Annotated in this window: 12 protein-coding genes and 1 tRNA gene; 10 read left to right on the top strand and 3 right to left on the bottom strand. The window is 56.7% G+C overall.

Annotated elements, in window-relative coordinates; translation table 11 throughout:
- Positions 1-53: 53 nt before the first annotated feature.
- The 3 genes from MWC30_RS05640 to MWC30_RS05650 all read right to left on the bottom strand — a co-directional run bounded on the left by MWC30_RS05640 (position 54) and on the right by MWC30_RS05650 (position 2022).
- Positions 54-140: transfer RNA gene (locus MWC30_RS05640), tRNA-Leu, on the bottom strand.
- Positions 141-265: 125 nt separating this feature from the next.
- Positions 266-718: a type II secretion system major pseudopilin GspG gene (gspG, locus tag MWC30_RS05645; protein ID WP_244083181.1), complete on the bottom strand. Its 453-nt coding sequence runs from the start codon at positions 716-718 to the stop codon at positions 266-268.
- Between the two features lie 383 nt (positions 719-1101).
- The gene (locus MWC30_RS05650) at positions 1102-2022 is read right to left on the bottom strand and encodes a TIGR01212 family radical SAM protein (protein ID WP_244083182.1); all 921 of its coding nucleotides are present in this window, start codon (positions 2020-2022) and stop codon (positions 1102-1104) included.
- 151 nt (positions 2023-2173) lie between these two features.
- Between MWC30_RS05650 and mnmG the strand changes: the two genes are divergently transcribed.
- The 10 genes from mnmG (at position 2174) to MWC30_RS05700 (ending at position 13415) form a co-directional block, all read left to right on the top strand.
- Complete coding sequence (gene mnmG, locus MWC30_RS05655) at positions 2174-4096, top strand: tRNA uridine-5-carboxymethylaminomethyl(34) synthesis enzyme MnmG (protein ID WP_244083183.1); 1923 nt, start codon at positions 2174-2176, stop codon at positions 4094-4096.
- Positions 4097-4210: 114 nt separating this feature from the next.
- Entirely contained in the window at positions 4211-4639 is a 429-nt protein-coding gene (locus MWC30_RS05660; RefSeq protein ID WP_244083184.1) for a Fur family transcriptional regulator, read from the top strand.
- A 258-nt stretch (positions 4640-4897) separates the two neighbouring features.
- Entirely contained in the window at positions 4898-5695 is a 798-nt protein-coding gene (locus tag MWC30_RS05665; RefSeq protein ID WP_244083185.1) for an electron transfer flavoprotein subunit beta/FixA family protein, read from the top strand.
- 12 nt (positions 5696-5707) lie between these two features.
- On the top strand, positions 5708-6697 hold the full coding sequence (locus MWC30_RS05670; protein WP_244083186.1) for an electron transfer flavoprotein subunit alpha/FixB family protein: 990 nt from the start codon (positions 5708-5710) through the stop codon (positions 6695-6697).
- A 113-nt stretch (positions 6698-6810) separates the two neighbouring features.
- The gene (locus MWC30_RS05675; protein WP_244083187.1) at positions 6811-8496 is read left to right on the top strand and encodes a long-chain fatty acid--CoA ligase; all 1686 of its coding nucleotides are present in this window, start codon (positions 6811-6813) and stop codon (positions 8494-8496) included.
- Between the two features lie 19 nt (positions 8497-8515).
- Complete coding sequence (locus MWC30_RS05680; RefSeq protein WP_244083188.1) at positions 8516-9280, top strand: DUF434 domain-containing protein; 765 nt, start codon at positions 8516-8518, stop codon at positions 9278-9280.
- A gap of 161 nt (positions 9281-9441) precedes the next feature.
- The gene (locus MWC30_RS05685; protein WP_244083189.1) at positions 9442-10788 is read left to right on the top strand and encodes a DUF1015 domain-containing protein; all 1347 of its coding nucleotides are present in this window, start codon (positions 9442-9444) and stop codon (positions 10786-10788) included.
- Between the two features lie 13 nt (positions 10789-10801).
- Positions 10802-11527 carry a tRNA1(Val) (adenine(37)-N6)-methyltransferase gene (locus MWC30_RS05690; protein WP_244083190.1) on the top strand — a complete coding sequence of 242 codons (726 nt, stop codon included), beginning with the start codon at positions 10802-10804 and terminating at the stop codon, positions 11525-11527.
- Between the two features lie 80 nt (positions 11528-11607).
- The gene (locus MWC30_RS05695; RefSeq protein ID WP_244083191.1) at positions 11608-12399 is read left to right on the top strand and encodes an SDR family oxidoreductase; all 792 of its coding nucleotides are present in this window, start codon (positions 11608-11610) and stop codon (positions 12397-12399) included.
- A 14-nt stretch (positions 12400-12413) separates the two neighbouring features.
- Positions 12414-13415 carry a beta-ketoacyl-ACP synthase III gene (locus MWC30_RS05700; protein ID WP_244083192.1) on the top strand — a complete coding sequence of 334 codons (1002 nt, stop codon included), beginning with the start codon at positions 12414-12416 and terminating at the stop codon, positions 13413-13415.
- The last annotated feature ends 49 nt before the right edge of the window (positions 13416-13464 follow it).

The following is a 13464-nucleotide window of genomic DNA, read 5'->3' on the forward strand; positions in this document are numbered from 1 at the left end:
CTTTCGCCTTTCTGTTGAAAAGTCAGGGTAGTGAGAGCACCATCGTATTTGCCTGGTGCGAGAGGGGGGACTCGAACCCCCATCCTGCAGGCAGGGCTGGATCCTAAGTCCAGTGCGTCTACCAGTTTCGCCACTCTCGCCCGATTGAACATCCGTCTATGTGCCGCAAAATTTTCTTAAAATCACTTTTGAACGGGAAAGTCAAGGAAAAGAAAACCCAAAACCGGGGTACGCTCATCCTCCGGGCAGGCCCTACACCCGGCACCTATTCCCAACTCACGACATCGGCATTCTCTCCTTCGCCCCCCTCCTGGCCATCCGCCCCAAGGGAATAAAGGTCGTAATCACCGTGCTCGCCGGGGAATCGGTAAACATATGCGTGCCCCCACGGATCAGGAGGGATGTCCTTGGACATGTACGGTCCGTCCCAGGTGTCGCGGTTGGGATTCTTGCGCAGGGCATCCAGGCCTTCCTCGGAGGATGGGTAGGAGCCGATGTCCAGGCGATAGGCGTCCAGGGCAGTGGAGAGCATGGAGATCTGGGCCTTCGCCGCCTTTTGTTTGGAGCTTCCCACCTTTTGAAACATTTTGGGAGCGACCAGGGCCGCCAGCAGCCCCAGAATGATCATGACAATCAAGAGCTCGATGAGCGTAAAGCCCTTCTGGCGACGGGCGATTTTGTATTCATTTTCTCTGAACCGGACATGATTCTTTTCCATAAGGGTCTCCATAAATCTGACTTGAGGAATCGGTTTCCAGGGCCAAAATTTCCGCAGCGTATCCTTTAAATAAAATCCTCTCCAATAAATAAGCGCCTCTCCAAAATCCTTCAACCGGACCCGCTCCCGGCAATGGAATTGACTGAACCCACTTTCGCCATTCCGGCGAAAGCCGGAATCCAGGAAAATAAAGACTTTCTGGACCCCGGTTTTCACCGGGGTGACGTTGAGTCAACAGCATTGCCCGCTCCCGGGAGGAGGGGGGCTGTTGGGCCGGCTCTACATACCGACTGAAATTTAAAGGGAATTCCGCCTGAAGAAGGTTTTAGCCGAGAGGCCTGCCCGTGTCAATGTGACGCAGGGGAGAAATGCTAAAAAGTCGTTCACCTGAGTGCATGGTCCTTTCCCTGATAGAGACCGTATTTTTCCATGTAAGCGTGCAAAGCCCGGAGGTTTTCACTCTTCTCCAGTGCCCAGGACGGTGCGACCAGCTCTTCTGGATGGGGGTCTCCCGTCAGTCGCTGAATGATGACGTGGGGCGGCAGGAGTGTCAGGAATTCGGCGGCCATCGAAACGTATTCCTCTCGGGAGAGGCATTGGTATTGCCCCTGCTCGTACCAGGATTCGAGAGGCGTGCCGCGCACGACATAGAGCAGATGAATCTTGACGGACTGGATGTCGTGGTTGGCCACGAAACGTGCCGTATTGAGCATCAGTTCCCGATCCTCCCCGGGAAGTCCCAGGATCACATGCGCGCACACGGGGATTCCCCTCTCTCGCGTGCGGCGGAGGGCGCTCTCGAAAGCTGCCACGTCATGACCCCGGTGGATGCGGGAGAGAGTGTCATCATTGGCCGACTGGAGCCCGTATTCGAGCCAGATGAGTCGCTGTTGGGAAAGCTCCTGGAGGTGGTCGAGCACCTCCTCGGAAACACAATCCGGACGTGTGCCGATGGTGAGTCCAACGACATCGGGGTCGGAGAGCGCCTCAGCATAAAGAGACCTGAGGCGGGGCAGGGGGGCATAAGTGTTGGTGAAAGACTGAAAATACCCAAGAAATTTTATGGCCTTGTATCGCCGTTTCAAGTAGGCTTTTGCATTGGCCAGTTGTTCCGTTATACTTTTGGACTGCTGTGCCGCGCCGGTCCCCGAACCGCGCTCATTGCAGTAAATGCAGCCCCCGGTACCCAGGGTCCCGTCACGGTTGGGGCAGGTCAATCCTGCGTCCAGGGTGATTTTTTGGACACGGCAGCCGAAGAGCTCCCGCAGGTAGGAATTGTAGTCTCTGTATGGTTTTGAAGCCATTTGCCGTTCGATCCAGTGCGAAAGAAAGAGTGCAGGAAACCTTTTTCACATGTGCACCCGGGGATTTTTGCACGAAGGGAATGAAGTTTCAAGGCCGGCCGATGCTCTTGCCCCCACCTCCATCACATCTTTTGAGAGGGGATTTTTGAAGATGACCCGCCCTCATGACGTCATTGTCGTCGGCGCAGGCCATGCCGGATGCGAAGCCGCTCTAGCGGCTGCGCGCATGGGATGCCGCACGCTGATCTTTTCCATCACCCTCGACATGGTGGCCCACATGCCGTGCTCCCCGTCGGTGGGAGGGATTGGGAAGGGGCACCTGGTAAAGGAAATCGATGCGTTGGGAGGGGAAATGGCCAAAGTTACGGATCGTACGGCCATTCAATTCCGTATTCTGAATACGAAGAAAGGCCCTGCCGTTCGGGGCACCCGCACGCAGAACGATAAAGTACTCTACCGACGGCTCATGAAGCATGCGCTGGAGCTTCAAGAGAATCTCGAGCTGAAGCAGACTCTCGTGGAATCCCTGGTAGTGGAGGGAGACCGCGTTGTGGGAGTCGTGGATCAACTGGGAGTCTTTTTCCCGTCTCAGACGGTTGTCCTGGCGACGGGCACCTTTCTGCACGGCCTGGTGCACATCGGTCGGACGCGGGTGCCCGCCGGGCGATCGGGTGAATTTCCCGCCACGGCTCTGGCGGACCAGTTGCACCGGATGGGGTTCACGCTGGGGCGGATGAAGACGGGAACCCCCGCGCGCATCCGCCGGCAGAGCATCGACTTCACGCCCTTCCGGGAGCAGGGAGGAGATGATCGTCCCCGGCCGTTCTCCCTGCGCACCGATGAAATCATCCTGCCCCAGGTTTCCTGCTTTATAGGAAGGACCCATGAGCGCACTCACGAGCAGGTGCGCCGCCACATTCACCTTTCACCCCTTTATAACGGAACGATCCAAGGCGTCTCGGCCCGCTACTGTCCCTCCCTGGAAGACAAAATCATGCGTTTTCCAGGCAAGGAATTTCACCAGATCATCCTGGAACCGGAGGGGCTGGAAACCGAAGAGATCTACGCCAGTGGAACGGGGAACTCGCTACCTTACGAAGTGCAGATGGAGCTCATCCGAACCATTCCCGGCCTGGAGGAAGCGGAGGTGATGCGGCCGGCCTATGCCATCGAGTACGATTTCGTCCAGCCGACTCAGCTCCTGCCCACCCTCGAGACGAAACACCTCCGGGGTCTCTACCTTGCCGGCCAGATCAACGGGACTTCGGGCTACGAGGAAGCCGCTGCCCAGGGGCTTTGGGCCGGCATCAATGCGGCTTTGAAGGTGCAGAAGCGGCCTCCTTTTATACTGCACCGCTCCGAGGCATACATGGCTGTCATGGTCGATGATCTGGTCACGCGAGGGACCAACGAGCCCTACCGTATCTTCACTTCCCGAGCGGAATACCGGCTGCTCCTGCGAGAAGACAATGCCGACATGCGCCTGCTGCAGAAAGGGTGTGAGCTGGGCCTGCATCCCGCTTCCGCCCTCAGGGAGCTTCAGGAAAGGCGTGAAGCCCTCCAGTCGGAGCTGGACCGCCTGCGCCGCACGCAGCTGCGTCCGTCACCTGTCCTCAATGCGCTGCTGGCGAAAAAGGGCTCTCCTCCCCTGGAAGAGCCCATCTCCCTCGACAGGCTGCTCAAGCGTCCGGAATTTCACTACGAGGATGTCCAGGAACTGGCACCGGCGCCTGCCCCCCTCTCGGAAAAGACGAAGGAGCAGGTGGAGGTGGAATGTAAATATGAAGGGTATCTCAGGCGGCAGGAATTGGAGATCAAGAAGTTCAACTCCCTGGAGAACATGCTCCTCCCCGAAGGATTTCCCTATGACAGTGTCCCTGGGCTCTCCAATGAGATCAGGCAGAAGCTGGGAGCCTTGAGGCCGCTATCGCTGGGCCAGGCTTCCCGCGTGCCGGGTGTGACTCCCGCAGCCCTGTCCGCACTGATGATCTATCTGAAGCGTTTTCGCTCCCAGGAAGGCGAAGGAAGGGAAGATGCTGGTGTGAAGAACCCTTTGTCGGCAGAAAAAACTTGATTAGATGTCAATGATTCCTATAGAGTGATTTAGCATAGTTTCCGTCAATGTACCATTCAATGTTCAAAGCCTCGACTGAATCATTTCAGGCACGGTCCACAAGGGGGAAATTTGATGGAGGAGATCAACGACAAAGATTTCATAACGACGCTCAGGGAGCATGGTCTGCAGGTGACCTATCAGAGGTTGGCCATTTACCAGGCGCTTTACTTTACGAAGGAGCATCCCAGTGCGGAGTTGATCTACCAGCAGGTTAAAAAGCGCTTTCCCATGATCTCTCTGGGAACCGTTTACAAGACCTTGGAAAAATTTTACGAAGTCGGGCTCATCCAAAAAGTCAGCCCCCTCACCGAGGTGGCTCGATACGATGCCACCGTCAGCTCGCATTATCACATGGTTTGCCTGAAATGCCAGGCCATTGCGGATGTCCATGGGTTCGAGGTTACAGGAAACATCCCGCTTCCTGAAGGAAACCATTTCCAGGTCGTGCGCCAGCAGGTTGTCTTCCAGGGCTACTGCTCGGACTGTCAGGAGAGTGCCTGACCTGCCCCTCCCAATGGATGTCCAAACATTTTTTGTCTCTTTGCCCAGGATTCTTTTGACATTCCTGTTCAGAATCATCCTTTTGCTCATCCCTGCCTTTTTGTTTCTGCTTGAATCGACGAAGGGGATTATGCTAAGGGATGCAACCAGCGGGGAGCATGGAATTTTTGTTTCAATCAAATCGTGTGTTTCATCGCAGGATGGTATTTATCCAAATCACATAAGGATTTAAGGAAGGGAAAAGAAGGAGGAAGAACCGTGAACATTGTCGTGGTGTTGAAGCAAACTCCTGATACTGAATCGGTCATTCGCATTGCTGCTGATGGCAAGTCCGTGGTCACCGACGGGTTCAAGTGGATCATCAATCCGTACGATGAATTTGCAGTGGAAGCGGCCCTGCGCTTGAAACAGCAACATGGGGGAACGGTGACGATTTTGAGCTACGGTCCTCAGCGCGTGGTGGAGTCCATTCGTACGGCTCTGGCCATGGGTGCGGACAATGCGGTGATGATCGCGGATGACGCCATCGAAAGCTATGGACGTTTGAAGCTGGCTAAGGCTGTTGCAGCTGCCATCAAGCAGCTGAACGCCGACATCGTTTTGATGGGCTCTCGGGCGGTGGATTACGATATGGCCCAGCGCGGCCCCATGGTGGCCGAATTCCTGGATTGGCCCCATCTGCCCCTGGCGGTATCCATTGAATGCGACGGGAGCAAGGTCACCATCCAAAGGCCTATCGAAGGTGGGAAAGTGACCATGCAATCGACGTTGCCCGTCCTGGTGACGTTTGGTGGCTCCCATGCCGTCTGGAATCCCAGATATGCTTCTTTGCCCGGCATTATGAAAGCAAAAAAGAAACCTTTGGCCACAAAATCTCTGGCCGATCTCGGGCTGGATGCCGCGGAATTCACTCCCGATAAGGCCAAGGTGCGGAACATTTCCCTGGAAATGCCCGCGGAGCGTGCGGCGGGAAGGATCATCAATGGAGATCTGGACACTGCCGGCAAGGCTGCAGAGTTGGTCAGAGTGTTGCACGAAGAAGCTAAAGTGATCTAAAGGAGAAAGAAGATGTCGAAATGTGTTTGCGTGGTTGCTGAATACCGTGCAGGGGACTTTCGCCGTGTTGCATATGAAGTGGCCAGTGAAGGAAAGCGGATTGCAGATATTCTCGGCACAAACGTCTGCGCGGTTCTCGTGGGATCGAATGTCATGGACAAGGCTCCCACCCTGGGACGGTACGGCGTGGACAAAGTCTATGTAGCCGATGATCCCGCCCTGGAGAATTATTTGCCGGAAACTCATGTGCCTGTGATCGCCGACCTCATCAAAAAGTGTGATCCGGCCCTGGTACTCCTTTCAGCATCCGTGGACGGTAAAGACCTGTCCGCCCGCCTCTCGGCCCGCCTGGAAGAGGGACTCGTGCAGGACTGCACCGAGATCGTCGTCGACGGCGGAAAAATCAAGGTCAAGAAGCCCATCTACGCCGGAAAATGCCTTGCCTGGAGTCAATGGGCGGAAGGCGCTATGCCGCTCATTTCCTGCCGGCCCAACGTCATGAGCTGTATGGCGCCCATGGAGGACAAGAAGGCCGAAGTGGAAAAAGTCGATGTCGCCGTTCCTCAGGCTCGTTCTTCCGTAACGGGTCTCGAACTGGATACCTCCGGCCGCGTCGGGCTGTCCGGTGCTGAAATAATCGTCTCCGGCGGGCGGGGTATGAAGGAAGCCTCTAATTTCTCCATATTGGAAGAGCTTGCCAAGCTGCTGGGCGCTGCAGTGGGCGCCTCACGCGCTGCAGTGGATTCCGGGTGGCGTCCCCATGCCGACCAGGTGGGCCAGACGGGTAAGGTCGTCAACCCCAATCTGTACATCGCCGCGGGCATTTCAGGGGCCATTCAGCATTTGGCGGGCATGGGCTCTTCAAAATTCATCGTGGCTATCAACAAGGATGCGGATGCGCCCATCTTCAGCAAGGCCGACTATGGCATCGTGGAAGACCTGTTCGCCTTCATTCCTGCGTTGACGGAAGAAGTTCGCAAATTGAAGAGCACCTGTTCCTAAATCGATAAAGATCGGTTCGTGTTGCATGGGCGAGAAGCCGGGGCGGAAGCTGTTTCCCCTGGCTTCTCCCATTTTGAAGGGGATAGCGGCAACTGCATCCCGGTGGAGGATGGATGGAGCGGATCTGGTACGGCAGTTATGATGCTCGGGTTCCTCATTCGGTAGATTATCCGGAAAAGTGTCTGCCGCTCTTGCTCGAAGAAATAACCAACAAGTATGCTGATCAGATTGCCCTGGAATTTCTGGGGGCCTCATGGACCTACCGTTCTTTTTGGGAGCATGTTTTGTCTCTGACCAATGCGTTCCACCGAATGGGTGTGGGAAACGGAACGAAGGTGGCCGTCATGCTTCCCAACTGCCCCCAGTCGGTGATCGCCTACTATGCCGCCCTGTGGATGGGGGCGGTGGTGGTCATGACCAATCCCCTCTATGTGGAACGGGAGATGGAGCAGCAGTGGAAGAGCGCGGAAGTGGAAATCCTGGTGGTGCTCGACCACCTCTATCCGAAGGTCGAAAAAGTTCTCCCCCGAACCTCCCTCCGCCAGGTCGTCGTCACCAGCATCCGTGAGTACCTGCCCTGGCATCTCAAGCTCCTCTATCCTCTCAAGGCCTGGAAGAAAAAGCTTTTTACCGCTGTACCGTATGGAGGGAAGGTCTCCAATTTTTCCCGCCTCATCGCCCGGCATCCTCCCACGCCTCCCCCTTGTACCGTCAATCTGAACGATTTGGCTCTTCTTCAATACACCGGGGGAACGACAGGCCTCTCCAAGGGAGTCATGCTCTCCCATCGAAATATTCTCTCCAACGTGGTGCAGCTCAGTTCATGGTTCCCCGATTTGCAATGGGGGGGAGAGCGGTTCCTTGCCGTCCTGCCCTTTTCCCATGTCCTGGGGATGACAACCTGCATGAACCTGCCCCTCTACTGCGGAAGCAGTTGCCATATCCAGCCGCGCTTCGACCTCGATGAACTGCTGGGGACGCTCCAAAAGCAGCGCATTTCCCTTTTCCCTGGAGTCCCCACCATTTTTACGGCCATCTTGAACCACCCCAGGATCAAGTCTTACGACCTGTCCTCCATCCGCTTCTGTATTACAGGTGCCGCGCCCATGCCTCTCGAAGTCATCCGCCGATTCGAAAGCATTACGGGGAGCATGATCATAGAGGGCTACGGCCTCACGGAGGCGAGTCCCGTCACTCACTGCAATCCCATCACGGAAAAGCGCAAGTCCGGTTCCATCGGGATTTGCCTTCCCGATACCGACTGCAAAATCATGGACCTGGAAGAAGGCATCCACCCCATGCCCCTGGGAGAAAGTGGAGAGCTGGTCATTCGAGGTCCACAGGTGATGCAGGGCTACTGGAAAATGCCCGAAGAGACCAACTACGCATTGCGGGAAGGATGGCTTTATACCGGGGACGTGGCCACCATGGATCCGGAGGGGTTTGTCTTCATCGTAGATCGTAAAAAGGACATGATCATTTCCGGTGGGTACAACATTTACCCCAGAGAGATCGATGAGGTGCTCTACGAACATCCCGCTGTTCTGGACGCCGTGGCGGTGGGTATCCCCGACTCGTACCGTGGGGAAACGGTGAAGGCCTATGTTGTCAAGAGGCCGGGGCATGAGGTCACGGAGAGGGAGATCATCGACTTCTGCAAGGCACGACTGGCTATCTACAAAGTGCCAAAATCCGTCGAATTCCGGGAATCCCTCCCCAAAACCATGGTGGGAAAGGTTTTGAGAAAAGAGTTGCGGATGGAGTCTTTGAAAAAGTCCGGCAATTCGGAAAAGAGCTGACGAAGGAATTTGGAACCTCATGCCAACCCTTTCCGGGCGGAGTGAAGCCCCTTCTCGGCCCCCCGGCACGGAAGCCTCTCCGGATCCATCCGCAGAATGGCGGCAGCTGATTTCCCGGGCCGCAGCCGATTTCTTCTTCTTCCAAAATCGGGGGTATCCCCGCAGCGCAGCCCTGGAATGGGTGGGCAACCGGTACCGGCTGGTCCACTTGGACCGCATGCTTCTCCACCGGGGCGTTTCCAGCGCCGAGGCGGCCTTGCGACGTCGAGGCAAGCGATGCCGGGGGGCGGTGTGGCGCGAGCAGCGCCTTGTCGTGGACGGTCACAATGTCCACATCACGGTGGAAAGCGCCCTGTTGGGCCGCCCGCTCCTCCTGGCCAATGATGGAGCCCTCCGGGACCTGGCGGGAGAATCGGCAAAATTTCGTTTTCGAGAAGCCAGTGCCCTGGCGGCTGAGGCCATTTTCCGATTTCTGGAAGCGCTCCGCCCCGTTGAAGTCCTTTTCCTGTTTGACTCCCCCATGAGTCATAGTGGCGCTCTTGCCGGTCTTTATCGCCGGCACATGAAAACCGTCGGCATCGACGGGGACGCCCGCGCGGTCCCCGTGCCCGAGCGAGAAATCCCCTATCGTCAGTGCGTTGTGGCTTCCAGTGACAGTGCGGTCCTGGATGCAAGCTGCCACTGGCTGGACCTGGCACATGGAGTCCTTGAAATGTCGGGAAGACTGGAGCTCGCTGCGGATTTTTCTTCTCTCATATGTGAACGTTCAGCTGTTAGCCTTTAGTCCTTCCCTCGACTTTCCCGGGTCTCTCCATGCCGCTTGTCAAAAGGCATGAGCTGTGTTAGCTAAGGAATCCGCTGAAGCTTGCTTTCATATCAAGAACTTGGTGCGCGTGTAACCTCCGAGGACGCAATAGCTGTTTCTCACGAAAGGAAAAGAGAGCCATGGCAGAAATAGCCCCTTTTCGAGGGCTGCGCTACAATAGCGAAAAGGTGCCGGATTTGGCCCGGGTGGTGATCCCGCCCTATGATGTGATTTCTCCCAGTGAACAGAAGGAATTCTATCGAAGCAGTCCCTACAATATGGTGCGGCTGGAACTGGGCATGGCGACTTCAGAGGATTCTCCCGACAACAATCCCCACACGCGGGCTGCCGCATTCCTCCGAGACTGGCAGCGTGATGAAGTCCTCGTCCGGGATACGGACCCATCCGTCTATTATTACGAATTGGATTATTCCCTCGATCCCCAGCTCCGAAAAACCCGCTACGGTTTCATCTGTGCCTTGAAATTGGAGGATTTCAGCTCAGGTTCTGTCCGACCCCATGAAAAGACCTTCCAGGCAGTCAAGGACGAGCGGCTTCAGCTGATGCTTTCCTGTCATGCCAACCTGAGCCCCGTATTCGCCCTCTATGCCGACCCCGAGCAATCCGTCGACAACAGCCTCAGGGCCGGACGCGACGGCGACCCCGTCGTCGCTTTCACAGATGTCCGGGGGATGGAGCACCGTTTGTGGCGTGTGCGCGATCTGGCGGTTTTGGAGCGCGTGAGAGACCTCATGCGCGGGAAGGCGTTGTTCATCGCCGACGGGCATCATCGCTATGAGACCGCCTTGAATTACCGTAACCTGCAGCGCCGGCGTCATGGGGAGGCAAGCCCCCGTGCCACCTTTGAATACATCATGGTCTATCTGTCCAATCTGAACCAGGAGGGGCTGACGATTCTTCCGACGCATCGGCTGCTGCGCCGGCTGGGCTCCTGGAGCCTTTCAGACTTTCTGGATCAGGCCGGGGCTTATTTCGAGATTTCATCCTTTGCTTCCAACGAGGCTGGGGAAAAGGCATGGCGAAATGATCTCGAAGCAGACGGGCACAACAAGGAGACGACCATCGGGTTCTACCCATCCGGAGGGGAGAGCTTCTACCTTATGCGCGCCAGGAGAGAGGCGGTGTCGGCCTATCTCACGACCTGCGGAATCCCTCGGGAGCTCCAGTGCCTGGATGTGGTGGTCCTGGATCGATTGATCCTGAAAAAGATCCTGGGCCTGTCTGAAACGTTTCTGGCCGATGCCGACAACATTCATTTCAGCCACGATTTTTCGTCCGCCGTTCGGCAAATAAGAAAGGGCGGGTACGACGCGGGGTTTCTCATCAATTCCACGCGCATCGAGCAGGTCCAGGAAGTGGCGAGCAGCGGCTTGATCATGCCTCACAAGTCCACGTACTTTTATCCAAAGGTCGGCAGCGGCATGGTCGTCCACCCTCTTTCACCCCACGAGGAGGCCATCTGGTAGCAGAGAACGCCCCATGGATGTGACCCTGGATACCATGTTCCGTGGACGGCTGGTGGTGCGCCAGGAAAAAGGCGGCTACCGGTTTTCGGTGGATGCCGTCCTGCTGGCGGGACTGACTGGAGTCCAGCCCGAGGATCGTGTGGTCGATCTGGGCACGGGCTGCGGGATCATTCCCCTTATCCTGGCTTACCGAAAGAAGGGGCGGAGCATTGTCGGATTGGAGATTCAGTCCGGCCTGGCCGAACTGGCTGAGTGGAATGTGTCGACCAATGGGTTTTCGGACCGCATTGAGATCCGGAACCTGGATTTCCGGAAAGTCTCGGAGTATTTTCAACCGCAGAGCTTCGACGTGGTGCTGAGCAACCCGCCCTATCGGCGACTGGAAAGCGGAAGAATCAATCCTCATCCTCAGAAGGCCCTGGCGCGCCATGAATTGGCGGCGTCCATCCGTGAGGTCTTCGCCGCCGGCAAATTTCTCCTGAGGGGGGGCGGACGCCTGACGGTCATTTATCCCGCCACGCGCCTGGGGCATCTGCTGGTGACGGCCCAGCAGCATGGATTCAGTCCCAAGGAGCTTACGGCCATTTATTCGGATGCGAGCGGGGGGGCCGCGCGCCTGGTGTGTGTGGAATGTAGAAAAGGGGGAGGCGAGGAGCTTCAGGTGAAGTCTCCCTTCTTCATCTATGCAAGCGAAGGAGAATATTCGGCGGCCATGCAGGCCCTCTACGTCGAAGCTTGATGGTCGTGTGTCATGGCTGCCATCGTCAATGGAGTGAAAACGGAAGCAACCGGTAATTCAAATTCAGGAGAGGAGACGCAATGGATTTAGGATTGAAAGGGAAAGTCGCTTTCATTGCTGGAGGAAGTCAGGGATTGGGGAAGGCCGTGACCATGGAAATGTGCAGGGAGGGGGCGAAGGCCGTCATCTGCGCCCTGGACGATCCCGAACTGCCCCTTGCCGTAGAGGAGATCCGAGCGGCAACCGGTGCGGAGGTCATCGGGATTCCAGCCGACGTGACGGTAGCCGAACAGGCCCGGAATTTCATTCGCAAAGGGATCGAACATTTCGGCACGGTGGACATCCTGGTGAACAACGCGGGCGGGCCTCCCTCCAAGACGTTCCTTGAAATCGATGACGACCTGTGGAATTTTGGTGTGAAGCTCAATCTCATGAGCACCATCATCATGACGCGGGAGGTGGTTCCCATCATGATGGAGAAGCGCTCGGGCCGTATCATCAATATGACATCCATTTCCGTCAAGCAGCCCATCGACGGCTTGATCCTCTCCAACACGGTGCGGTCGGGGGTCGTCGGCATGGCCAAAACGCTTTCCAATGAGCTGGCCACCTATAACATCACGGTCAACAACGTCTGCCCGGGTTACACCATGACGGAAAGAGTCCGTTCCCTTTCAGTCGTCACCGCGGAAAAAGAGGGCACGACACCCGAAGAGGTCGTCAAGCGCTGGGAATCGTCCATTCCCATGAAACGCCTGGGAACCCCCGAGGAATTCGCTGCACTGGTGACTTTTCTGGCTTCTGACAGGGCGGGCTACATCACGGGAGCTTCCATCCAGATCGATGGAGGATGGTACAAAGGGGTCATGTAGATCGAGGGAAAACTATGACAGTCCGAAGGGCTTATATACGTTCCGTGGGCCGCTTTCTTCCCGAACGGCGGCTAACCAACAGTGATCTCGAAAAGATGGTGAACACGAACGATGAGTGGATCGTGAGCCGGACCGGGATCCGTGAGCGGCGGATCCTCGATCCCGGCAGGGGAAATTCCTACATGGCCGTTCGGGCTGCGCGGGAATGCCTGGAGCGGGCAGGGGTTGAGCCTGCGGAGGTGGATGCCATCATTGTAGGCACTGTCACGCCGGACATGATGTTCCCCGCGACGGCCTGCCTGGTACAAAAGGAGCTCGGCGCCTCCAGGGCCTGGGGGTTCGACCTCTCGGCGGGGTGCTCCGGCTTCATCTTTTCCCTTTCCACAGGGGCCCAGATGATCGAATCCGGGCGATACGAGAATGTTCTGGTCATCGGCAGCGATGTCATGAGCAGCATCATCGATTACGAAGACCGGAACACGTGCGTGCTCTTTGGGGACGCAGCCGGAGCCGTGCTGCTCCAGCCCTGCCCTGAAGAGGGCTATGGTATTCTGGACTTCATCCAGCGCATCGATGGGGCAGGGGGAGAATTTCTCCACATGAAAGCGGGGGGCAGCCTCCGTCCGGCCAGCCACGAAACGGTGGACAAGAAGGAGCACTACGTCTACCAGGAGGGAAAGCACGTCTTCAAGTATGCCGTGACCGAAATGGCCAACGTCTCGGTGAAGATTCTGGAAGACAACGGTCTAAAGGGGGAGGATGTGGCGCTCTTCATCCCCCACCAGGCAAATCTCCGAATCATCGAGGCGTGCGCCTCCCGCATGGGTATTGATCGCAGCAAGATCATCATCAATATCGACCGATATGCCAATACAACGGCGGGTACTATTCCCCTGTGCCTTTATGAGGCGCTCGTGGAGCAAAAGCGAATCGGCAAGGGGGATTATCTGGTCACGGCGGCCTTTGGGGCGGGCTTCACCTGGGGAAGCGCACTCATCCGCTGGTGGCAGGAATGATCGATGCTGTGATCTGTTGAAATTTGGACTTTTGTAGGAGCGGCTTCCA

This window comes from Desulforhabdus sp. TSK, assembly GCF_022836495.1.
GTDB lineage: Bacteria > Desulfobacterota > Syntrophobacteria > Syntrophobacterales > Syntrophobacteraceae > Desulforhabdus.

Excerpts from the sequence above, each read along its gene's own strand:
- gspG (WP_244083181.1), bottom strand. The coding sequence starts at position 718 with ATGGAAAAGAATCATGTCCGGTTCAGAGAAAATGAATACAAAATCGCC.
- MWC30_RS05650 (WP_244083182.1), bottom strand. The coding sequence starts at position 2,022 with ATGGCTTCAAAACCATACAGAGACTACAATTCCTACCTGCGGGAGCTC.
- mnmG (WP_244083183.1), top strand. The coding sequence starts at position 2,174 with ATGACCCGCCCTCATGACGTCATTGTCGTCGGCGCAGGCCATGCCGGA.
- MWC30_RS05660 (WP_244083184.1), top strand. The coding sequence starts at position 4,211 with ATGGAGGAGATCAACGACAAAGATTTCATAACGACGCTCAGGGAGCAT.
- MWC30_RS05670 (WP_244083186.1), top strand. The coding sequence starts at position 5,708 with ATGTCGAAATGTGTTTGCGTGGTTGCTGAATACCGTGCAGGGGACTTT.
- MWC30_RS05675 (WP_244083187.1), top strand. The coding sequence starts at position 6,811 with ATGGAGCGGATCTGGTACGGCAGTTATGATGCTCGGGTTCCTCATTCG.
- MWC30_RS05680 (WP_244083188.1), top strand. The coding sequence starts at position 8,516 with ATGCCAACCCTTTCCGGGCGGAGTGAAGCCCCTTCTCGGCCCCCCGGC.
- MWC30_RS05685 (WP_244083189.1), top strand. The coding sequence starts at position 9,442 with ATGGCAGAAATAGCCCCTTTTCGAGGGCTGCGCTACAATAGCGAAAAG.
- MWC30_RS05690 (WP_244083190.1), top strand. The coding sequence starts at position 10,802 with ATGGATGTGACCCTGGATACCATGTTCCGTGGACGGCTGGTGGTGCGC.
- MWC30_RS05695 (WP_244083191.1), top strand. The coding sequence starts at position 11,608 with ATGGATTTAGGATTGAAAGGGAAAGTCGCTTTCATTGCTGGAGGAAGT.
- MWC30_RS05700 (WP_244083192.1), top strand. The coding sequence starts at position 12,414 with ATGACAGTCCGAAGGGCTTATATACGTTCCGTGGGCCGCTTTCTTCCC.